Origin of the sequence: Sphingomonas sp. Leaf407 (assembly GCF_001425385.1) — a bacterium.
GTDB lineage: Bacteria > Pseudomonadota > Alphaproteobacteria > Sphingomonadales > Sphingomonadaceae > Sphingomonas.
This window is the reverse complement of sequence record NZ_LMQO01000007.1, coordinates 20,312-40,991: the sequence shown is the minus strand read 5'-3', so window position 1 is coordinate 40,991 and position 20,680 is coordinate 20,312. Positions and strand designations below refer to the sequence as shown.

General features: G+C 62.8%; 20 protein-coding genes. 10 read left to right on the top strand and 10 right to left on the bottom strand.

Annotation, left to right across the window (positions count from 1 at the left end; genetic code table 11):
• Nucleotides 1–225 precede the first annotated feature (225 nt).
• The 5 genes from ASG37_RS16615 (at nt 226) to ASG37_RS16600 (ending at nt 5,757) form a co-directional block, all read left to right on the top strand.
• The gene (locus ASG37_RS16615) at nt 226–1,191 is read left to right on the top strand and encodes a glycosyltransferase family 2 protein (protein ID WP_055763062.1); all 966 of its coding nucleotides are present in this window, start codon (nt 226–228) and stop codon (nt 1,189–1,191) included.
• 2 nt (nt 1,192–1,193) lie between these two features.
• On the top strand, nt 1,194–2,399 hold the full coding sequence (locus ASG37_RS16610) for a Coenzyme F420 hydrogenase/dehydrogenase, beta subunit C-terminal domain (protein ID WP_156349277.1): 1,206 nt from the start codon (nt 1,194–1,196) through the stop codon (nt 2,397–2,399).
• A gap of 29 nt (nt 2,400–2,428) precedes the next feature.
• Nucleotides 2,429–3,733 carry an O-antigen ligase family protein gene (locus ASG37_RS17460; RefSeq protein WP_082448638.1) on the top strand — a complete coding sequence of 435 codons (1,305 nt, stop codon included), beginning with the start codon at nt 2,429–2,431 and terminating at the stop codon, nt 3,731–3,733.
• A gap of 155 nt (nt 3,734–3,888) precedes the next feature.
• Nucleotides 3,889–4,563, top strand: a complete 675-nt coding sequence (locus tag ASG37_RS16605) for a hypothetical protein (RefSeq protein ID WP_156349276.1) — start codon at nt 3,889–3,891, stop codon at nt 4,561–4,563.
• A 369-nt stretch (nt 4,564–4,932) separates the two neighbouring features.
• Entirely contained in the window at nt 4,933–5,757 is an 825-nt protein-coding gene (locus ASG37_RS16600) for an IS5 family transposase (RefSeq protein WP_082448636.1), read from the top strand.
• Between the two features lie 130 nt (nt 5,758–5,887).
• Here ASG37_RS16600 and ASG37_RS16595 read toward each other — a convergent pair whose 3' ends face one another.
• The 4 genes from ASG37_RS16595 to ASG37_RS16585 form a co-directional block, all read right to left on the bottom strand.
• Entirely contained in the window at nt 5,888–7,003 is a 1,116-nt protein-coding gene (locus tag ASG37_RS16595) for a DUF1972 domain-containing protein (RefSeq protein WP_055763053.1), read from the bottom strand.
• 2 nt (nt 7,004–7,005) lie between these two features.
• Nucleotides 7,006–7,728, bottom strand: a complete 723-nt coding sequence (locus ASG37_RS17770; RefSeq protein WP_156349275.1) for a hypothetical protein — start codon at nt 7,726–7,728, stop codon at nt 7,006–7,008.
• A 297-nt stretch (nt 7,729–8,025) separates the two neighbouring features.
• On the bottom strand, nt 8,026–8,769 hold the full coding sequence (locus ASG37_RS16590) for an exonuclease domain-containing protein (protein ID WP_235525333.1): 744 nt from the start codon (nt 8,767–8,769) through the stop codon (nt 8,026–8,028).
• Nucleotides 8,770–8,904: 135 nt separating this feature from the next.
• Entirely contained in the window at nt 8,905–9,426 is a 522-nt protein-coding gene (locus ASG37_RS16585; protein WP_235525332.1) for a peptide-methionine (S)-S-oxide reductase, read from the bottom strand.
• A gap of 149 nt (nt 9,427–9,575) precedes the next feature.
• Here ASG37_RS16585 and ASG37_RS16580 point away from each other — a divergent pair, with 149 nt between their 5' ends.
• Nucleotides 9,576–10,223, top strand: coding sequence for a recombinase family protein (locus tag ASG37_RS16580; RefSeq protein ID WP_235525328.1), 648 nt, complete (start codon nt 9,576–9,578; stop codon nt 10,221–10,223).
• Between the two features lie 167 nt (nt 10,224–10,390).
• Here the strand turns inward: ASG37_RS16580 and ASG37_RS16575 are convergent, their stop codons facing one another.
• Both ASG37_RS16575 and ASG37_RS16570 read right to left on the bottom strand, forming a co-directional pair.
• Nucleotides 10,391–12,097: a flotillin family protein gene (locus ASG37_RS16575; RefSeq protein WP_055763049.1), complete on the bottom strand. Its 1,707-nt coding sequence runs from the start codon at nt 12,095–12,097 to the stop codon at nt 10,391–10,393.
• Between the two features lie 31 nt (nt 12,098–12,128).
• Nucleotides 12,129–12,752 (bottom strand): OB-fold-containig protein, encoded by a 624-nt coding sequence (locus tag ASG37_RS16570; protein WP_055763046.1) that lies wholly within the window; start codon nt 12,750–12,752, stop codon nt 12,129–12,131.
• Nucleotides 12,753–12,890: 138 nt separating this feature from the next.
• On the opposite strand from ASG37_RS16570, the gene ASG37_RS16565 reads away from it, so the two are divergent.
• From ASG37_RS16565 to ASG37_RS16550, 4 genes are all read left to right on the top strand, one after another.
• Nucleotides 12,891–13,169 carry a helix-turn-helix domain-containing protein gene (locus tag ASG37_RS16565; RefSeq protein ID WP_055763043.1) on the top strand — a complete coding sequence of 93 codons (279 nt, stop codon included), beginning with the start codon at nt 12,891–12,893 and terminating at the stop codon, nt 13,167–13,169.
• On the top strand, nt 13,166–14,404 hold the full coding sequence (locus tag ASG37_RS16560) for a type II toxin-antitoxin system HipA family toxin (protein ID WP_055763040.1): 1,239 nt from the start codon (nt 13,166–13,168) through the stop codon (nt 14,402–14,404). The genes ASG37_RS16565 and ASG37_RS16560 overlap by 4 nt, the downstream gene beginning before the upstream one ends.
• A 100-nt stretch (nt 14,405–14,504) precedes the next feature.
• The gene (locus ASG37_RS16555; RefSeq protein ID WP_055763037.1) at nt 14,505–15,869 is read left to right on the top strand and encodes an oligosaccharide flippase family protein; all 1,365 of its coding nucleotides are present in this window, start codon (nt 14,505–14,507) and stop codon (nt 15,867–15,869) included.
• Nucleotides 15,866–17,029: a glycosyltransferase family 4 protein gene (locus tag ASG37_RS16550; protein WP_055763034.1), complete on the top strand. Its 1,164-nt coding sequence runs from the start codon at nt 15,866–15,868 to the stop codon at nt 17,027–17,029. The genes ASG37_RS16555 and ASG37_RS16550 overlap by 4 nt, the downstream gene beginning before the upstream one ends.
• 6 nt (nt 17,030–17,035) lie before the next feature.
• On the opposite strand, the gene rfbA is transcribed toward ASG37_RS16550, so the two are convergent.
• The 4 genes from rfbA to rfbC are packed head-to-tail and all read right to left on the bottom strand — an operon-like array spanning nt 17,036 to nt 20,463.
• On the bottom strand, nt 17,036–17,905 hold the full coding sequence (rfbA, locus tag ASG37_RS16545; protein WP_055763031.1) for a glucose-1-phosphate thymidylyltransferase RfbA: 870 nt from the start codon (nt 17,903–17,905) through the stop codon (nt 17,036–17,038).
• On the bottom strand, nt 17,902–18,807 hold the full coding sequence (gene rfbD / locus ASG37_RS16540; RefSeq protein WP_235525327.1) for a dTDP-4-dehydrorhamnose reductase: 906 nt from the start codon (nt 18,805–18,807) through the stop codon (nt 17,902–17,904). Before rfbD ends, rfbA begins: the two co-directional genes overlap by 4 nt.
• A gap of 33 nt (nt 18,808–18,840) precedes the next feature.
• A complete protein-coding gene (rfbB, locus tag ASG37_RS16535; RefSeq protein ID WP_055763025.1) occupies nt 18,841–19,893 on the bottom strand; it encodes a dTDP-glucose 4,6-dehydratase in 1,053 nt (350 codons plus the stop codon).
• Nucleotides 19,894–19,905: 12 nt separating this feature from the next.
• On the bottom strand, nt 19,906–20,463 hold the full coding sequence (gene rfbC, locus ASG37_RS16530; protein WP_055763022.1) for a dTDP-4-dehydrorhamnose 3,5-epimerase: 558 nt from the start codon (nt 20,461–20,463) through the stop codon (nt 19,906–19,908).
• Nucleotides 20,464–20,680 lie beyond the last annotated feature (217 nt).

Genomic DNA, 20,680 nt, shown 5'->3' with positions numbered 1-20,680 from the left:
AAACGTTTCGCCTCGACCGCATTCGATGTCTTCCGACATCCGGTGCAGCCTATTGCATTGCAGCAAGTGCGCAAAATTGCCATAGGCAATTGGCGCTGCTCATGGACTTTTCCGGCTGGGGAGCAGGGTTCGGGCATGATGCACCGAAGATGAGCGAAAGGAGACGTTGCAAATCATGCGTTTCAGCGTCGTTCCGCCCCGATCGAGTTCATCCCGAGGCAGGGCATGAGCGAGCCGCCCCGCGTAGACATCGCGCTTGCCACCTACAACGGCGCGCGTTTCCTGCCCGAGCAGCTCGATTCGCTGGCGGCGCAAACCTGGCCAGCCATCCGTATATGGGTTTCCGACGACGGATCGAGCGACGATACGCTCCAAGTGATCGAGGGGCGGCGCGGCACGCTCGATCTCCACGTCGCGCCGATTGATCCGCAGCGCGACATTACTCGCAATTTTCAGAATGCGCTACGCTGTACCGATGCGCCCTATGTCGCGCTGTGCGATCAGGACGACGTGTGGGATCCGCGCAAGATCGCCCTGTTGCAGGCAAAGGTCGCGGGGTTCGAGGCGCAATACGGCAAGCACGTGCCAGCGCTGGCCTTCTGCGACCTCGCAATCGTCGACGAGACGCTCGGGGTCATCAATGCTTCCTATTTCCGCTCCTCAATCAAGTCGGGCGAGGCATCGGATTTTCGCGATTTCGTGCTCAACAACCATGTGCCGGGCTGCGCGATGCTGATGAACCGCGCGCTGCTCGATATCGCCCTCCCCTTCCCGCTGCTTGACATCCACGATCACTGGCTGATCCAGCTCGCCGCAATCTTTGGGCATATCGGGCATGTCGACGTGCCGTTGGTGCAGTATCGCCAGCACGGATCGAACAGCATCGGTCTCGCCCGCGCGGGCGAGGGTCGTATCGCCAAAGCGCTACGGCTGCTCACCACCCTGCCCGCCGAATTGACGGCACGGCAGCGGACCTGGACGAAACAGGCGGCGGCGGTGCGCAACAACATGGCCCAGCTGCGCGGCCGCTTCGGCGATCGCTTACCCGAGGAAGCGTGCACCATCGTCAACGCTATCCTCGGCCCGCCCGACGTGGGACGGATCAAACGGGCGCTAGCCGGTGCGCGGCACGGGGATCGGGGTATCGACGTACACGGCGTGCTGCGCGCGCTGACGAAATCGCAGGGGTGAAGATGACGCTTACGGTCGAACAAGTCGTGCAGTCGAACCTGTGCCTAGGGTGCGGCGCATGCGCGAACCTGCCCGATGTGACGATGGCGCTGAGCGAGCGCGGCTTCAACCGCCCGACCCGCCCCGAGGCGCTGCGCGCCGCACCGCAGCCCGGGCTGGAGGCGATATGCAGCGGCCATGCGATCGAACAGGACGCTGCCGGGCGCCCCTATGACGATACTTGGGGGCCGATGCTGGAATTGTGGACCGGCAGTTCGACCGACCCGGAGGTGCGCTATCGCGGGTCGTCGGGCGGAGTCATCAGCCAGCTCGCGATCCACCTGCTCGAGAGCAAGGCGGTCGATTTCGTCGTCCACACCCGTGCCGACCCGGAAGAGCCGCTCGGCAACGTCACCAGTCCCAGCTACAACCGCACCGACATTCTCTCCGGCGCCGGATCGCGCTACGCCCCGTCGAGCCCGCTCGCCGAGTTGAATGCGTATCTGGAAACCGGCAAGCAATTCGCCTTCATCGGCAAGCCGTGCGACGTGGCGGCACTGCGGCGGATGGCGAAGGTCGATTTGCGGATCGACGCGCAGGTGCCCTACATGTTCTCCTTCTTCTGCGCCGGGGTGCCAAGCCGGTTCGGGGCGCTGGCGGTACTCAAGAAGCTGGAGGTCGAGGCGGCGCAGGTCAGCAAGTTCGAATTTCGCGGGCGCGGCTGGCCCGGCCTCACCCGCGCGACCCGGTTTGACGGGACCGAGGCGACAATGGATTATAACAGCAGCTGGGGCATGATGCTCAGCCGCACGCTACAATTCCGCTGCAAGATCTGCCCCGACGGCACCGGCGAATTCGCCGACATCGTCTGCGCCGACGCTTGGTACGGCAAGGACGGCTATCCCGATTTTGAGGAACGCGACGGTCGTAGCATGGTGCTGGTCCGCACCGAGCGCGGGCGGGCGCTGCTGCGCGAGATCGAGGCGTGCAAGCTGATCGAGCTGGAACCGCTCGACGCTGGCGAGATCGAGAAGATGCAGCCCTATCAGCGCGATCGCAAGCGCGTGATCCTCGCCCGGCTCGGTGCGCTGGTGGTCGGCCGGCGCAAGCGGCCGCGTTATACCGGGCTGCGGCTTGCGGCGCTTGCGGCGCGCTCCAACCCGGTCTGGCTGGCCAAGAACGTGCTCGGCACGCTGCGCCGCCTGCCCTCGACACCGCCGGGCAGTTAACGCTAGAGAGGGATGTACCGGTCTAGCGTATGAAAGATAAAATGAATTCTCTTTTTTCTACGCCCAGTCAGCGAGCTTTCCTAGCGCTGATCGCTCTTTTGTTCCTGTGGCCTAAATTTATTGTAATAGCGCCGAGCGTCAGTCCATATACTATAATGGTACTGATTTGCATCTCGTTGTCAGCTGCATTTTTAATCTTTGGCCGGAAAACCGACAGCCGGCTAACATATTTGTCCACGGTAGCTGCCGTATTTTTCGGCATTTTTTTCACTGTGAGATTTTACGCGGATATAGTGTCGAGGACAGTAGCAAGTTCTATCTACTATGATTTGCGTGATCTTATCTGGGGCGGAAGTCTTTTTTTTATAGCCCTGATGTCAGCGCGACGTTCCGATATTCGCGATCGAATAGGTAAAATTGTTTGCTGGAGCGCGGTTGCTATTATGATAGCAGCCCTAGTCGAACAGATTACCCGCCTTTCTTTGCCCGCTTTAATCATGCAATATCTTCCCATAACAATCGATGATCAATTTAGGCAAATGCTTGTCCAAGACAAGTCACGGGAAGAAGCTTTTCGCTCTCAGGCGTTTTTTAGCCATCCTATTGTTTTGGGTCAGGTTTCAGCTTCTTCCTTTCCAATCGTACTGAGCATTTTTCTGTCCGGCCGTATTCGGTTACTTTGCATGGTAGCAATGGCTTCGTGCGTTATTGCAATTTATTTTAGCGGGTCTCGTTCGGGATTTATTGCCCTGATAGCTGGCGTACTATGCTCAATTTTTCTTTTCGTTAGCTTGAGCCGTAGCAAGCTCGCGCTTGCCGCAGCGGTAGTTGCTTTACCCTTTGCGATTCTCGCTGTGCCGATCATTGCCGGCACAGTCGAAACGCTTGCAGTTGGCCGGTCTGCGGTAGAACAACGTAGTTCAGATATGCGGGCACTAATGTGGCAAAACGGCGATGCGGCAATACAGAGCAGCCCAATCAATGGACATGGCGCGGGAAATTCCGCTGCTTTGGCTGGCATCAGAGCCCGTTTCGGGGGGACGTTCACGATAGACGACTATTATCTATCATTAATTCTTGATGCCGGATATCTTGCGCTTGCAATATTCTCAGTATTCATACTCTTGGTCTTCTTGATAACTTTTACCGCGGGCGGCCCTACCTATCTCAGATTTTTTCGAGCGGGTCTGTTTAGCGCAGTGGTATCAATATTAGTCAGCTTTAAAGCCACGTCAATATTAGAGGGAATGGCCTTTCTATATCTTTACACCGGATTGATTATATCAAGTTCTCTCCGCAGAGATTCTGTAAACGAAGAATTACAAAACGATTAGTATTAGCTCCGAAGGGATCCGGGAACATCGAACGTATGAACAGACTTCGGATAGCTACGGCAATTTTGGTGATCCTGATTTGCGGACTGCCTTGCGATGCTTCGGCTATACTAGCAAATGATACAAAAATTTCTTGTGTATCGCTGCTAAAGTCTTTGTCCGCCGCCGACCGACGCGAAGCGCTCGCCTCTACCACCGCGCCGCACGACGCTTTGCCGCTTGGCGTGAAGCCGGGAACGACATGGCGCAACCGCGGGCGCCGCAACGCTGTCACCAAGCCGGCCGATTACGCAGCTTTCGTGCCTTGGGGCCAAATCTTCCCGGCGGAGGGCGCGACCGCCAATCCCGTCGCTGGCGTCGAGCTCAGGAACATGCGCGGCTATCTCCTCCGCCGCGGCTCGGGCGCTTGGGAGCAGGTATCGCGCTCGGACCGGCTCGAGGGCCGCATCTTCAAGCCCAATTTCGACAATAACAAGAATAGCCCGACGACCATCACCTACGGCCCCGCCGGAACGCGCGCGATGCTCGATCCGCAGCGTCCGTTCCACTTCTGGCCGAAGGAAGGTCGCGTGCCGATGAACGGGGCGGACGTGGCCGGCGTGCTCGTCGTCTATCAGGCGCGACTGGCGCCGGGATCGCCACGTAACGCGCGCTATCTTGTCGGTGCTGGCGCGGATTACTGGAAGACGCGGCACAGCCGCTGGCAGAATTACACGACCAACGGTGATGCCGGTATAGGCCGTTTCCGCCGCCTGACGCCGCGCTGGCGCACGGTGTTCATGTATACTGGCACTCGCGCCGACTTTGCGCGATGTGTACACGATGACTGAACAGGCTGAGTTCTGATTTTTCGGACCGTTACGAGGCACTGCTTTCCGTCGGCGACAGCTCTGTCATTCCGTCCCACCCCGGGCGGGGCCAGCGAAACTTACTATCCTGTAGCCGCGTTCCTCGGGATCGCGGGCACTCATAACACTGGGGGTGCCGGTGGCCAGGAAAATGGCGGCCGGCCTCCTTGGGCTTGGATTCGTCCGGTCAAAACAGGGGCCTCCCTGATCGATTGCTTCGACCGCCTGCGGGAAACTGCAATCCGATCCATAGAGTCCGCCGCTTTGATGAACACAAAACGAGCGGTTTTGCTCTAAGAGCCCGTTTGAGAATGAGTTGAAGTACGCTCTGCGGCATGATTCAGAGTTGGGATGTGGACCCGAGAAAGCCGCGGCCGGATGGCTGGATTTGAACGACGAGCGAAGCGCTATCCAACCGATTTGACGGACGAGGAATGGCGGTTCGTCCAGCCTTTCCTGCCGCCAGTTCCAAAACGCGGGCGTAAGCCGAAGACCGATCTTCGCGAGGTGCTCGACGCATTACGCTATCTTGCCCGGACGGGGGGTGGCTGGCGGATGTTGCCGAACGACTTTCCGCCGTGGCAAACGGTATATTGGTGGTTCCGCCGCTTCGTACGCCGGCTGCTGTTCCGCACGATCCACGACGTCACGCTGATGCTCGACCGCGAGCGCGAAGGACGCGAACAAAGCCCGAGCGCCGCCGTTGTCGATAGCCAGTCGATCAAGGCGCCAGCGGCGCAAAAGCGTGGGTTCGATGCCGGAAAGAAGGTGGTCGGCCGCAAGCGACACATCGCCGTCGATACCGACGGCAGGCTGCTGATAGTCAATCTCACCACCGCCGACATTTCCGATAGCGCCGGGGCTCAGGCGATCGTGGCAACCATTCGAAAGCGGTGGCCGTGGCTCAAGCATCTGTTCGCCGATGGTGCCTATGACCGTACCCGCCTCATGGATGCCGCTGCGTATCGCGACTTCGTCCTGGAGATCATCCGCCGCACCGACAAGGCTTCCGGCTTCAAGGTCCTGCCCCGGCGCTGGGTCGTCGAGCGCACCTTCGGATGGATGACCAGATGGAAACGCCTCGTTCGCGATTACGAACAGCGCCTCGACGTCTCCGAGGCCACGATCCACGTGGCCCTCGGTAGCCTCATGCTGCGCCGGATCGTACATCCCTGACCATTCTCAAACGGACTCTAAGCACTGTACGTTCCAATAGTGAACTGGAGACTGCGATCACCTGTCAGACACTACATTTGATGGAATTTCAGTTCTACTATAAAGTCGAACGAAATTAAAATAGTACGAGTTAGGAAATTTGCTTGCCGGCCGCCGCTTCTATCAATTCCTGATATACTTCCAGAACCTTGGGCCAAGTGAACAAATCCGCCCAACGATCATAGGCGGCTTTGCGCAGTTCCTCCCGCAATGGATCGGACGCGATCAGATTTTCGAGATGCTCTTCGCAATCATCCTCGCTGGCGAAGTATCGCCCGGCAGTTCCCGCCACCCATCGGTTGAACGGATTGTCGTGCGCGATGATCGCGTTGCCTGCGCCCAGTGCCTCGACCAGCGAAGGATTGGTCCCTCCGACCTGATGGCCATGCACATAAGCGATGCTGAACAGTCGCAGCGCATGGAGGGTCGGCTTGTCGTATATCGCGCCGGGAAACAGAACCTCGTCGCTTGCCGCGGCAAGGACCGAGTTCTGATATGCGTGGTCCCTGCTGTATTTTCCGAGGACCACCAGCTTCACGCCGCGGGGGCGGCGGGAAAAGGCGCGCACGATCTCCAGCAGCGAATTTTCGGGCTCGGGTCTGGCGATCACGGTGAAGAATCCGTTCTTCTCCAGTCCGAGATCGGCAAGCCGGCCTTCATCGGCGACTTCGATCTTCTCGCTGCCATAGGGGATCATCGAGATCTTGGCCGGCGAAACATGTCTTGCATGATGACGCGAAATTTCCGGGTGGTCCGCGATCAGCATATTACCCGAGGCGGACGCCATGCGTTCGTTCAGCCACAGGTAGAGTTGCTGGGGCCGGGTATATTTGGCGCGGCGCCACTCGATCCCGTCCATGTTGATGAGATTGAGTTTGCCACGCAGCCGCGCGTAGGCCGAAAGGAAGCCGGTGTTGTAGCCGAGCGTAAGCAGCACGGCATTTTCCCGTACCGCCGCCATGGTGGATTTGATGTCGAACTCGATGGTGCCCAGCGCGCCACCGGCTTTCACCGGGATATGGACACGGCGACATCCTTCCCAAGTGTCTTCGTAGCGTTTGCCGGTGTCGCTGCCCTGACAGTAAACCGTGACCTGCCATCCGGCCTGTACCATCCACGGTACCAGGCGTTCGGCAAAGCTCTCGAAGCCGCCATGGGCCGCAGGCACGCCGCGTATACCCAGAATGATAAGATGCTTTTCGACCAAATCTACACCATGGACTTGCTGTATGATGAACCGGAGTTGGGACCGGGAGCCGCCGACGTTATGATCGCTTCGGAGCCGGTATTGCCGGTCCCGCCGTTGTGTAGCGGCAAGCCACGCGTCCCGGTATCGTGCCGGGCACGGCCACGCCCTGTGATCCTGATGGAAAGCTGGCAACGTTTGGAATTGTTCGGATTGGGCATCTTCCGTTTCCTACACGCACGTAGTCGCGAAGGTCCGGACACGTTCGGATCGCTCCTCGACGGGTACAGGTTGCCGTACAATACTTGAGCTTCCCGCAGAAAATTCTGATTAAATATTACTTGAACAGTATTCAATCTTTCCAAAATATTTTGGAGAAAAAATACTGAAATAGTCGCTTCTAAAGCGGTAGCTGTATTTAGTATGACAGCAATGGATTTTTTCTTCGCTAACCCTACGGAATATTTATCAAAATTCTTCATTTCGATATTGTAGTTTTTTAAATTATAAATAACAAAATATTTAGCAAACGCTAATGCACTCGGCGCATGACGCGGCAAATTAATTTTTACGATGCGATTTTTCAATGAATTTCTTAATTCACAATTTGAGATAAGTGACTTGCAAGCATTTGACATGTCAAAACGTTTTTTAGTAATGTCGATAGCAAATGCGTCATTATGCTGCGTAAGCAGAACGTCACTAAAAAAGCCGACGTATGCAATATTAAAGATAACGGTCTTCATATTAATCCGACCTGCGGTTGGTCGCTGATGCCATCCGATGAAGCGCGCCGTCGTATTCGATGTTTTTGGTATGCTTTCATCTGAGGCCCCCCGGCAGACAGAATATTCTGCTCATCCTGCATTGACGCACGTTGCGTCAACACAATTATGCTGCATTTGCACAGCGGTCCCACGGGAAATCGTGCTTGATTGGGGTAGGCAGGGATTGCGTGCGTGAAGAAGCGATCGGTGCCAATCCCTGATCGGAGCGGATATTCGTACTGGCTGTCTCGGAGGCAACCGAACGGCGGTTCAACGTCATGCCCCGATCCGCGCCCTCAGCACGTCCTCCCAGACAATGTCGATTGTCGCACTTCCGCGGCGTAGTTCCTCCGCGCGGCGGTAGTCGGCATGGGCATGGACGAAGCGGCCGAAGGGTTGCGCATTGCTGACGATTAGCATCGTCTTGGTCGTGCCGATCAACACCATGATCCATGCACCGTGCGCTGCGAGGTGCCGGGCAAGCGATCCGTCCTTGGTGGAGCCAAGGATCGCGATCTTGGCATCCTTCAGCGGTCCTTCGACCGCTGGCTGGGGAGCCGAGGACCGGCGGGGCGGCGCGCGCCAGTCGGCGAGCGAGCAGCCGGTGTGCGCCATTGCGCGAACCACCACCATTCCCGCCGCTCGCGCATCGCTCAGCGCGTCGTGATGACGGTGGTGGAGTTTCAGGAATAGGGTCAGGGTACCGAGCTTGTGGTTGGGCTGCTCGGACCATGCTGCGCGTGCGACCGCCGCGCTGTCGAGCCAATCGGTCTCGATCAGCGCCAGCGCGTGGCGCAGGCAGGCGGCGGTCAGTACTCCCTTGTCGAACGACGAATGCGCGATCGCCGTCCGCCCCTTGAAGTGCTTGGACACGATCGCGTGGACCTGCGCGAAGCTCGGCTTGCCGAAGATATGTTCCCACGCGATGCCGTGGATCCGGGTGTTGAACGGCGAGAAATCGTTGAGCGGGTCGATCAGCGTATCGTACGCAAAAACTTCCGCACCACCGCCGAAGCCCACGATACTGATCTAGCAGATGCTGCTGACCCGCGAACAGGCGGTTTCGACGTCGATCGCCACGAAATCGGCGGGGGGCGGGCTGGCATCGGAATCGATCGTTACCGCCGCGCCATAGCATGGCCGACAGCGCGACCGCTATTGCAGTGCATAGGCCGCAAAGTCGCGCCGGATCGCTGCCAGCTTGGGATCGATATAGCGCCGGCAGAACGGTCGGGTTGGATCGGTGCGGTAATAGTTGCGGTAGCACGCTTCTGATGGCCGGAAGCCAACGAGTGGCAGCACCTTTGTCCGCGCGGCGGTGGCGATGTCCGGCCCGAGGCGGGCGATCGCCGCCTCCGCACGCTGCTGCTGATCGTTGCCCTCGACATAGACCGCGCTGCGATAGCGTCCGTTCGGCGAATAGCCGCTGTTCGCCGAATGGGTGCGCAGATGGACCTCGATCAGCACGTCGAGCGGGACGACCGCAGGGTCGAAGGCGACGACCACCCCTTCGGCCCAGGCATCGTCGGGCGGGGTCGATTGCAGGAACCCCTGATCAACCCCTGCAACACCGCGCAGAATCTGGAACACGCCTTCGGTGCACCAATGGCACCCGCCGCCAAAGCCTGCCGCTTCCATATGCACCCTTTCCAACCGGTCCGAGGACATGGCGTTCATCTTGCCGCGCTCAATGGCTAGGAAAGGCTATACCGCTAAGCTAGGCTAAACAGAATCGCTATACGATATTCGTAGCCGACTGTACGATAAATGGCCAGAATGGCTATACTCAAGAAAGCCAGGTAATGATGGGCGAACAACGAAACGAGATGATCCGGGCAGCGCGCGTCTATCTGCGCGTCAGTACCGACCAGCAGGATTTGGCACGGCAGGAAGCAATCGTTGCAGGTGCGCGGGCGGCGGGGTTCTATGTCGCGGCGGTGTATCGCGAAAAGGCGTCGGGTGCGCGCGCTGACCGGCCCGAGTTGTTGCGGATGGTCGACGACCTGCAACCGGGCGAGGTGGTGATCGCCGAGAAGATCGACCGGATCAGCCGCTTGCCGCTGCCCGAGGCCGAGCTGCTCGTCGCTACGATCCGGGGCAAGGGCGCGCGGCTCGCGGTGCCGGGGATCGTCGACCTGACCGACCTCGTCGCCGACAGTTCGGGCGTGGCGCGCATCGTGCTGGAGGCGGTGCAGGACATGCTGTTGCGCGTCGCGCTGCAAACCGCCCGCGACGATTACGAGACGCGCCGCGAACGCCAGCGCGAGGGGATCGAGATCGCCAAGCGCGCCGGCCGCTATACGGGGCGCAAGCCCGACCTCGCCCACCACCGCCGCATTATCGCGCTCCGTGAGGCTGGCATGAGCATCGCGCGCACCGCCGAACTGGCGGCGTGCAGCATCGCGCAGGTCAAGCGCGTGACCGCGCTGCACCGGGCGAAGCTCGCCCAATCGTCAAAGGTGCCTGCCGAGTAGACAGTCAATACTCTATAAGCCGCGCGAACCGACGTCGAAGATCGGCGCTGCCATCCGCATGCGGGGCAGTGCGGTGGGCTGGATCCAGGTCGAGAGCACCAGACGCCTCGACATGGTTCGGGATACCGGCGGCGATCCCGGTGTCAGCCTGCCGCGTCACCCGTCGGTCAACCGGTCCCCCCCACGCCGGACCGCGCATCGCGCGATGCGCTGGCTGATGCGGCACCGCTGCCCGCCAGCATGCCGTTCAGCGATCCGCCGGCCATGCCCAGTTCGGCCATCAGCCCGTCGATCAGCGGTCCGCCGACACGGTAGCGCATCGCGGCGGCGACCGCCGCATCGGCAAGGTTGCCCGGCGCGCCCTCGGCCGCGCCGTCGCTCCCGCCGCCGTCGCCGTGGAGGCCGCGTGCGTCGACGATGCTGATCCGATCGATATTCTCGATCGGCTTGCCCGCCGCGGCGAGGATCGCGGGCAGCGCGTCGAGCATCGCCCGGCGCACCAGCAGCGCGGTCTGCGCTTCGTTGAGGATGTTGGTCGCTTCGTTGAGCGCCGCCTGACCTGCGGCATCGACCTTGAATGCCGCCTCGCGGCCCTCGGCGCGCGCTTTCTCGGCCTCGGCCTCGGCGATCGCCTCGGTGCGCAGCGCGCTGGCGCGGGCTTCGGCGGCTTCCTTCTCGGCGGTCGCGGCGACGGTGATCTGCACCGCCTCTTCCTGCGCACGCTGGGTCGCGGCAATGACCGCGACGCTCTTGTTGCGGTTCGCGATCTCGGTCGCCTTTGCGGTGGCGACGCTCTCCTCGGCGCGCACCGCCAGCGCGCGTGCCTCGTTGGCGGCGGCGGTCGCGGTCGATTCCTCCTCGGACTTTTGCGCGGTCTGCACCGCCGTCGTGATCCGCGCGATCTCGATCGTGCGGTCGCGTTCGATCGTCGCGGTCTGGATCGCGCCGTCGCGCGCGATCGTCGCGGTCCTGATGATCTTGTCGGCCTCGGTCTGAGCGACGGTCTGCGCCTGGGTCGCGGTGATCCGTGCGATTTCGGCGAGGCGGGTCTGCTCGGCCTCGGCGGTGGCGATCGCCGTCGTCTGTTCGGCGCGCCGTGCCGCCAGCGTCTGCTCCTGCACCAGCCTGGCCTGTTCGGCCGCCTGCGCGATCTCCAGCGACTGGTTGTTCGCCTCGAGGTTGCGCTGCTCGATCGCGACGCGGTTGGTCGCGACGATGTCGTTGCGGATCTTCTTGCGCTCCTCGATCGTGCGGGTCAGCACGGTCAGCCCCTCGGCATCGAACGCATTGTTTTCGTTGAAATGTTCGAACGCGGTCTGATCGAAATGGGTGATGCTGACCGATTCCAGATGAAACCCGTTCATGTCGAGATCGGTCATCAGCGCTTCCTGCACCTTCTGGATGAAGTCGGCGCGGTTGGCGTGAAGATGCTCCATCGTCATCGTCGCCGCGACCGATCGCAGCGCCGAGACCAGCTTGCCGTCGAGCAGCGATTTGACCGCATCGCCGCTGTTGACCGAATCGCCCAGCGTCTGCGCGGCGGCGGCGATCGATTCCGCGTCGGGCTTCACCTTGATATGGAACAGCCCGACGACATCGACGCGCAGCTTGTCGAGGGTGATGAGCGCATCCTTGTTGAGCCGCGACACCTCCAGCTTCACCGTCGTCAGCCGGACCTGCATCAGTTCGTGCAGCACCGGAAACACCATGATGCCGCCGTTCAGCACGACCTTTTCGCCGCCGAACCCGGTGCGGATCAGCGCCACGTCCTTCGTCGCGCGGCGATACAGCCGGGTCAGCACGATGCCGATCACGATGAACGCGAGCAGGACGATTCCCGCATAGATCAAAATGGTTACAAGCGATTCCGGCACGTCGATCCCCCCTGGCGTGCCTTATCCTGACCTAGAGCGGCGTGAAGATCGATCCCCTGTCGGGCAGCGCGAAGAAGATTTTGCCCTCGCGCCGGACCAGCAGCGCGGTTTCGCCCGCCGCGATCGCATCGCCGTCGTCGTGCGGCTCGACCATGACGACATGCGCCTGCCCGTGGCGATCGACCACCTTGGCGCGGGCCGGCATGCCGCGCCGCGCCGTCCCTTCGAGGATGGTGCCGCGCCCGCGCAGCAGTTCGTCGGTATGGATCACCGTCGTCTCATAGCCGGGCATGACCCGCGCGAGGCCGTTCGCCGCCAGCGTGTTGAGCAGCGCGCCCGCGACCAGCGCCCCCGCCAGCGCCCCGCCCCACGCCAGCGGCGCACCGGTCAGCGCCGTCGCCCCCTGCTGGAGCGCGATGCCGGCGATGGTGACGCAGCCGAGCAGCGACGTCAGCCAGATCAGGATCGGCAGCTCCCCGCCCAGCCCCAGCCAGTCGAGCACCCCGCCCGCCCCATCGGCATCGGCTCCGACCCCGGTATCGAGATCGAGTTGGCCCAGCCCCAGCCCGATCGCTTCGATCAGGCCGATGCCGATCATGATGGCGAACGTCACGGCGAAGGGCAGATAGGCCGGCGTCAGGAACTGCGCGAACATGGGCGAGGGTGTATCAGTTCGTGTCGGGCGTGTCAGGCGTTGCCCGCGGGGACGTGGTGGCGCGGACCACAAATCAAAACATCGGCCGTATATGGCCAATATATTTCTATTTATGCCAATATCGGCCATATACGGCCCATGCTGCACACTCCCACCGAACTGGCGATGACGATTGGTGCGGCGATCCGTGCGCGGCGCAAGGCGATGGGCTGGACCCAGGTCGAAAGCGCGAAGCGCGCCGGGGTCGCGCACCGGACGTGGCGGCGGATGGAGACGGAGGGCCGGGCGTCGATCGACGATCTGGTCCGTGCGGCGCTGGCGCTGCGCTGCGAGGATACGCTTGCCGCGCTGTTCCCGCTGCCAGCGGCGACCAGCATCGACGCCCTGCTCCGTCAGCAAGTGGGCACCGCAAGGTGAAGCTGCTACCGGGACAGCCGCTCGCATTGTCGCTCCATGGGCAAGGGCCGGTCGCGCGCGTCGCCTTCGCCGACCGCCGCGCGCAGCTCGAATGGGATGCGACGGTCGTGGTGGCGGGGCTACGCGTCTCGCCGCTCTATTATCCGCCCGAGCCGGGACTGCATGGTGCCCGCGCCGCCGGGTTCGACGGGTTACACGGCTTCCTTGCCGACAGCCTGCCCGAAGGCTGGGGTGCGCTGCTAATGCGCCGCCGGCTGCATCGGATGGGGATCGATTTCGGGAGCCTCTCGCCGCTCGACCGACTGGCGCTGGTCGGCGATCATGGTCGTGGCGCGCTGACCTTCGCGCCGGCGACCACCCCGTCGCCTGACGATTATGCGATCGATCTTGATGTGCTTGCCGCCGAATCACGCGCGATCCTGCAAGGTCGAGGCGAAGGGTTGAGCGACCTGCTCGCCGATCTGGGCGGGGCGTCGGGCGGGGCCCGACCCAAGGTCCATGTCGGCTTCGGCAGCGATGGTACGATCAGTGCGGGCGATAGCGAACTGCCCGCCGATCACGCCGCATGGATCGTCAAATTTCCTGCCGCCGCTGATCCGGTCGACATCGGTCCGCTGGAACTCGCCTATGCCATGATGGCGACCGCTGCCGGGGTAACGATGGCCGAGACGCGCCTTGTCCCGGCGGCAAGCGGCCCAGGCTGGTTCGCGACGCGCCGCTTCGACCGACCGGGCGGGGGGCGGCGGATACATATGGCGTCGCTCGCCGGCGCGATCGAAGCACCGCCGCACATCGCGGGCGCGGTCGACTATGACCTGTTCCTGCGCGCGACGCGGGCGATCACGCGCAACGACGCCGATGTGGTCGAGGCGTTTCGCCGGATGATCTTCAATGTGCTGGCCGGCAACCGCGACGACCATACGCGCCAGCACGCCTATCTGATGGACGATCGCGGCGAATGGCGGCTTGCCCCGGCCTATGACCTGACCTTCTCCGACGGGCCGGGCGGCGAACATTATCTGGCGGTTTCAGGCGAAGGACGTAGCGTGACGCGCAGCCATGTCGACCGGCTCGCCAAGGTACATGGGGTGCCTGTGCGACAGGTCGCCGCGATCGTCGATCAGGTCACGGCGGCAGTGGCGGGCTGGTCCGCCGCCGCACGCGACGCCGGCGTCACGCGTGACACAACCGCGTTGGTTGCTGCCCGGTTATCGGCGATCGCCGACGGGTTCTGAAGCGCTACCCTGTCGGAGCGGACGACCTTTGCCGATCGGCGAACCCCGGCGTTCGGGGCGGCCGTTGTCCGGGGTCGATTTGCTCCCTAAGGCTCGCGTCATGGACAGGGGGGACGACAGCGACAGGACCGGTGCGGCATCCCCCGCCGAAGGCTATCTCGGCAAGTTCGCGTGGACCATGGGGACGTTCGTCGCCTCGGCGGGGTTGAAGTTCGGCCTCAACATCGTGTTCGCGTGGTTGCTGGCGCCATCGGTGCTGGGGGTGATGGTGGTCGTCAACGCCATCCGCCTCGGGATCGAGCTGCTGAGCGACGTCGGCATCGAGCAGAATATCGTCCATCATCCCGACGGACTGGACCGGCGATTCCGCGACATCGCGTGGACATTGCAACTGCTGCGTGGATTGATGCTGACCGGTATTTTCCTGGCCGCCGCGCCGCTGCTGGGGCCTGCCTATGGCATCGACATCCGCATCTTCCTGCTCGCGGCACTCTCGCCTGCGATCGGCGGCGCGCATTCGACCGCGATCTTCGTGCTGGTCAAGCAACTGGAAGTGCGGCAACGCAACCTGTTCGAGCTGACCTGCGAAGCGGCGGCGTTCGCGGTGCAGGTGGGGCTGGCGCTGTGGCTGCGCTCGGTCTGGGCACCGGCGATCGGCCTCGTCCTTGCGGTCGCGATCCGATCGGCGCTGAGCTATACGCTGCCCGATGCCGGACAGCGCTGGCGACTGGAGCGGACCACGGTGCTGCGGATCGTCCATTTCGGCAAATGGATCGCGATCACCTCGCTGGCGACCTATGCCGCGAGCAACCTCGACCGTCTGTATCTGGGACAGGTCGTGCCGCTGGCACTGCTCGGCATCTATGGTGTCGCCCGCGCGATCGCCGAAGTACCGACGACCCTTGCCGGACGCATGGGCTATCAGATCGTCTTCCCCGCCCTGGCCGGGGTCGCCCCGCCCAATCGGCCCCAGGCACTGGTGCGGATCGGACATATTCGGGCACTGTTCGTCTGGTCGGTCTGCGCCGGGCTGGCCGCAGTTGCGGCGGGAGCCGATCTGGTGATCCGCGCTATCTATGATCCGCGCTATGCCGAAGCGGGATGGATCCTGAGCGTTTTGCTCGGTGGCGCGGTGTTCGCGGTCCTCTCCAACCTCAACGGCGCGCTGCTGCTGAGCGCCGGGCGCCCGTTCTTCGCCAGCATCGCCAATCTGTTGCGGCTCGGCACGCTCGCGGTGCTGCTGCCGCTCGGCTACCGGGTGGGGGGCTTTCCCGGTGCGGTAGTGGCGATCGCGCTTACCGAGTTGTGCCAATATGGCTATGTCGCGATCGGGCTCCACCGCGTCCGGCTGCACTTCTGGCGACAGGACCTGCTGGCAGTCGGCATGGCGGCGGGGGTGTTCGCGGTGCTGCTGGCGCTGCGCTGGGAACTGGCGCTGGGCAGTCCGCTGGGAGGGATGCGATGAAGCGGTTGCTGATCGTGCAGTTCGCCGGGGATTTTCATGAATCCGACCGGCTGCGCCGGCTGACGGGCGAGGAAACCTATTACGGCCACGGCTATATCCTCGACCAGCTCGAGCGGTTCCGGGATCAGGCCGAGGCGGTCGGCTTCCTGTGCGGGCTGGCGCCGCCCTATCATGAGGTCCTGCCAAGTGGGGTGACGGTGATCGGCGCGGGGGCCGATTTCTACCGCGATCCGGGACCGGTCCTGCGCGCGGTCGAGGCGTTCGATCCGACGCACCTGATCGTGTGCGGGCCGATGATGGCGCTGATCCGCTGGGGGCTTGCCCGGCGTATCCATCTTGGCGTGCTGCTCGCCGACAGTTTTGCCGGACTGTACGACCGCTGGTGGCGGTTCCGTCGTCTGCCGGCGCTGCTCAACGATCCCGGCGTCACGCTGGTCGCGAACCATGGCCGCAATGCCGCGCGGGCGCTCGTCGATTTCGGTGTCCACTCGGCCAAGGTGCTGGCGTGGGACTTTCCGCATCACCGCACGCCCGCCGATCAACCGCCCAAACATCGGCCGGCGGGGGGTATTTTCCGTCTGCTCTATGTCGGTGGTCTGTCGGGCAAGAAGGGGGTCGGCGATCTGATCCGTGCGGTCGCGGCCTTGCGCGATCGGGCCGATGTCCGCCTTGATCTGGTCGGGGCGGGGGCACGGCCACGGTTCGAGGCGCTGGCCCGGCGTCTGGGGGTGGCCGACCGGGTGCATTTTGTCGGGCTGGTGCCCAACCACCAGGTCCCGGCGATGATGCACGCCGCCGACGCGGTGGTGGTCCCCAGTCGGCACAGCTTTCCCGAAGGACTGCCGCTGACCCTGTTCGAAGGGCTGGCATCGCGTACTCCGGTGATCGCCTCGGACCATCCGATGTTCGCGGGGCATCTGGTCGACGGCGAAAGCGCGCTGATCTTCCGGGCGGGAGCGGTCCACGCACTGGCCGACGCCGTCCTGCGCCTTGCCGGCGATCCCGATCTCTATGCCCGCCTGTCGCTCGGATCGGCAGCAGCATGGGCGCGGATGCAGAACCCGGTCAAATGGGGAGACATGATCGACCATTGGCTGCGCGGCACGGCTGAGGATCGCGCGTGGCTGGCGGGACATGGGCTTGCCCCGCCCGGTAGCTAATCGGGCTTACCGCCCCTCGACGGCGTTCAGGATCGCCCGGCCATATGCCGTCTTCTTGAACCGTTCGCCTGCTGTCCGCGCCTGATCAGCCGAGATGAAGCCCATCTCGTACGCGATCTCTTCGAGACACGCGACCTGCACGCCTTGGCGGTGCTGGAGGGTGCGGACGAACTCGCCGGCTTCGAGCAGGCTGTCGTGGGTGCCGGTGTCGAGCCAGGCGTAACCGCGGCCCATCTGTTCGACATAGAGGTCGCCGGCTTCCATGTAGAGCCGGTTGAGGTCGGTAATCTCGAGCTCGCCGCGCGGGGACGGCTTGAGATTGCGCGCGAATTCCACGACGCGATTATCATAGAAATACAGGCCCGTCACCGCATGGTTCGATTTCGGCTGCTCGGGCTTTTCCTCGAGGCTGATCGCGCGGCCGCCTTCGCCAAATTCGACCACGCCGTAGCGCTCGGGGTCCTCGACGCGGTAGCTGAACACGGTCGCCCCGGTCGGCCGGGCGACCGCGCTCGCCAACAGGTCGGTCAGGTGCGCGCCGAAGAAGATGTTGTCGCCCAGCACCAGCGCGACATTGTCGTCGCCGATGAAGTCCGCGCCGATGGTGAACGCTTGCGCTAGGCCGTCAGGGCTCGGCTGTTCGGCATAGGTCATCGTCAGGCCGAATGCCGAACCGTCGCCGAACAGGCGGCGGTAGTTGTCGATGAATTCGGGCGACGAGATGATGAGGATGTCGCGGATGCCGGCCAGCATCAGCACCGACAGCGGATAATAGATCATCGGCTTGTCGTAGACCGGCAGCAGCTGCTTGTTGACGGCGAGGGTAGCCGGGTGGAGGCGGGTGCCGGAACCCCCGGCGAGGATGATGCCCTTCATGCGTCGTGGTCCTTTGTCGGGGTGCCGATGAGTTCGTCGAGAATGTCGCCGAGCGCTGCCTGCCACGGCCGCGGTTCGATGCCATAGGCGGCGCGGATCGCGTCGTGGCTCAGCAGCGAGTTGGCCGGGCGCTTGGCTGGCGTGGGATAGTCGCTGCTCGGGATCGGAACGACCTCAGCGGTCGCGCCGCCGCGTGCTGCGCTCTGGCGGAAGATTTCGGTGGCGAAGCCTGCCCAGTGCGTCGCGCCGGCGTTGCTGAAGTGGAAGGTGCCGGTCGGGGCTGCCTCGTCCTCGATCAGCCGCAGCGTGATCGTCATCAGCGCCTGCGCCAGATCGGCGGCGCTGGTCGGCGAGCCATGCTGGTCGGCGACGACCGAGAGCTGGTCACGGGTGGTCCCGACGCGCAGCATCGTCTTGACGAAGTTGTTGCCATGCGCCGACACGACCCAGGCGGTGCGCACGATCGCGTGACGCACGCCGCTGGTCCGCACCGCCAGCTCGCCGCCGAGCTTGGAGGCACCATAGACGCCGAGCGGTGCGACCGGATCGTTCACCTCCCACGCGCCCTGCTTGTCGCCGGCGAAGACATAGTCGGTCGACACCTGCACCAGCGGAATGCCCGCCTTCACACAGGCCTCGGCGAAGGCGGCGGGGGCCATCGCGTTGACGCCCCATGCGGTGACGAGGTCGCTTTCGGCCTTGTCGACCGCGGTATAGGCGGCACCGTTGATGACCGCCGCCCATTCCTGTTCGGCAACCTTGGCGGTGATCGCCGCCGTATCGGTTAGGTCGAGCGTGTCGTGATCGATCGCGATCACTTCATAGCCCTCGGGCCATGCGCAGCGTTGCAGTTCGGTCCCGAGCTGGCCGCCCGCTCCGGTGACGAGGATCGTCTTGGTCACATCATTCTCCGACATGTCGACACGTCGACGATCTTACGCTGCGACACCGCGACGCTGCGACGCCTTGGCCGCGACCAGCGGCCGCCACCATGCCTCGTTCGCCAGATACCATTCGACGGTCTTGCGAATGCCGGTCTCGAAGGTTTCCGCCGGCGTCCAGTCCAGTTCCGCGCCGATGCGCGAGGCATCGATCGCATAGCGCTTGTCGTGGCCCGGACGGTCGGCGACCTCGGTCATCTGCTGTGCGTACGGCGTACCATCGGCGCGCGGGCGCAGTTCGTCGAGGATCGCGCACAGCGTCTGGACGACCTCGATGTTCTGCCGCTCGTTGTGCCCGCCGACGTTGTAGGTACGGCCGACCTCGCCGCGCTCGAACACCGCCTGCAGCGCGCGAACGTGATCCTCGACATAGAGCCAGTCGCGGACCTGATCGCCCTTGCCGTAGATCGGCAGCGGCTCGCCATCCAGTGCCTTGGCGATCATCAGCGGGACCAGCTTCTCGGGGAAGTGATAGGGACCGTAGTTGTTCGAGCAGTTGGTGATGAGCACCGGCAGGCCGAAGGTGTGGCCCCATGCGCTGACCAGATGGTCCGACCCGGCCTTCGACGCCGAATAGGGCGAACGCGGATCGTACGGCGTTTCCTCGGTGAACAGACCGGTGTCGCCCAGCGTCCCGTACACTTCGTCGGTCGAGATATGGTGGAAGCGGAACGCTGCCTTGGCGTCCGCATCCAGCCCCAGCCAATATGCGCGCGCTTCGGACAGCATTACGAAAGTGCCGATGACATTCGTCTGAATGAACGCGCCGGGGCCATCGATCGAGCGGTCGACATGGCTCTCGGCGGCCAGATGGGTGACGACATCGGGCTTGAACGCCGTGATCGCTTCGCGAACCGCGTCGGCATCACAGATGTCGCCCTGCACGAACTGATAGCGATCGCTGTCGGCGACGCGCTCGACGGTGGTCAGCGTGCCGGCATAGGTCAGCTTGTCGAAGTTCAGGACTTCGTGGTCGGTATTTTCGATCAAGTGGCGCACCAACGCCGAACCGATGAAGCCGGCGCCGCCGGTGACGAAGATGCGCATGTGTGTGTCCTCTTAGGAAAGCGGGGCTAGCGGGCGGCCGTCATAGGCGAACAGGCTATCGAACTCGGCGAGGGTCGGCTGCACCTTGTCCTTGTCGCTCAGTTCGGGGACCGTGCCTTCGGGCATCGGCCAGTCGATCCCGACGCTGTCCCAGCGGATGCCGCCGTCGTTCGCCGGGGCGTAGGTGTCGGAGCATTTGTAGGTGACTTCACAATCAGGTTCGAGCGTCACGAAGCCGTGCGCGAAGCCGATCGGAATGAAGAGCTGGTGCCCGTTCTCGGCCGACAGTTCGGCCCCGACCCATTCCCCGTAGGTGGGCGAGCCCTTGCGCACGTCGACCGCGACGTCGAAAATGCGGCCGCGGATGCAGCGCACCAGCTTGTCCTGACCCCGGTCCGGCGTCTGGAAATGCAGGCCGCGCAGCGTGAAGGCGGGCGCCGAATAGGAGTGATTGTCCTGCACGAAGGTGCAGTCGATCCCGAGCTTGGCGAAGGCCGGAACCGAATGGACTTCGGTGAACCAACCACGGCTGTCGCCGAAGCGCTTGGGGCGGATGAGTTGAACGGACATAGGCGGCTGTATATCGGCATAGATCGCAGGCAGCAAATGGCAGAAAGCTATATGGTATTATTTTTCCATATCTAGCAATATTAGATAAGTATCTACAAAAATTTACAATTTTACACCGTAGTTATCCGTAATAAGCGGTTATGGAAAGATCGTCCAACCGATCTGGTTCCAATCTATTGTGTCAATCGGCTCGCCACATTCCTGTAGAAATGCGCCG

What these genes read in the sequence shown, in the direction of transcription:
- ASG37_RS16600 (WP_082448636.1), top strand. Translation starts at nt 4,933, where the DNA reads ATGTGGACCCGAGAAAGCCGCGGCCGGATGGCTGGATTTGAACGACGA.
- rfbC (WP_055763022.1), bottom strand. Translation starts at nt 20,463, where the DNA reads ATGTCCGTTCAACTCATCCGCCCCAAGCGCTTCGGCGACAGCCGTGGT.
- ASG37_RS16615 (WP_055763062.1), top strand. Translation starts at nt 226, where the DNA reads ATGAGCGAGCCGCCCCGCGTAGACATCGCGCTTGCCACCTACAACGGC.
- ASG37_RS16565 (WP_055763043.1), top strand. Translation starts at nt 12,891, where the DNA reads ATGCTGCACACTCCCACCGAACTGGCGATGACGATTGGTGCGGCGATC.
- ASG37_RS16585 (WP_235525332.1), bottom strand. Translation starts at nt 9,426, where the DNA reads ATGAACGCCATGTCCTCGGACCGGTTGGAAAGGGTGCATATGGAAGCG.
- ASG37_RS16570 (WP_055763046.1), bottom strand. Translation starts at nt 12,752, where the DNA reads ATGTTCGCGCAGTTCCTGACGCCGGCCTATCTGCCCTTCGCCGTGACG.
- ASG37_RS16610 (WP_156349277.1), top strand. Translation starts at nt 1,194, where the DNA reads ATGACGCTTACGGTCGAACAAGTCGTGCAGTCGAACCTGTGCCTAGGG.
- ASG37_RS17770 (WP_156349275.1), bottom strand. Translation starts at nt 7,728, where the DNA reads ATGAAGACCGTTATCTTTAATATTGCATACGTCGGCTTTTTTAGTGAC.
- ASG37_RS17460 (WP_082448638.1), top strand. Translation starts at nt 2,429, where the DNA reads ATGAAAGATAAAATGAATTCTCTTTTTTCTACGCCCAGTCAGCGAGCT.
- rfbA (WP_055763031.1), bottom strand. Translation starts at nt 17,905, where the DNA reads ATGAAGGGCATCATCCTCGCCGGGGGTTCCGGCACCCGCCTCCACCCG.
- ASG37_RS16555 (WP_055763037.1), top strand. Translation starts at nt 14,505, where the DNA reads ATGGACAGGGGGGACGACAGCGACAGGACCGGTGCGGCATCCCCCGCC.
- ASG37_RS16550 (WP_055763034.1), top strand. Translation starts at nt 15,866, where the DNA reads ATGAAGCGGTTGCTGATCGTGCAGTTCGCCGGGGATTTTCATGAATCC.
- ASG37_RS16580 (WP_235525328.1), top strand. Translation starts at nt 9,576, where the DNA reads ATGATCCGGGCAGCGCGCGTCTATCTGCGCGTCAGTACCGACCAGCAG.
- rfbB (WP_055763025.1), bottom strand. Translation starts at nt 19,893, where the DNA reads ATGCGCATCTTCGTCACCGGCGGCGCCGGCTTCATCGGTTCGGCGTTG.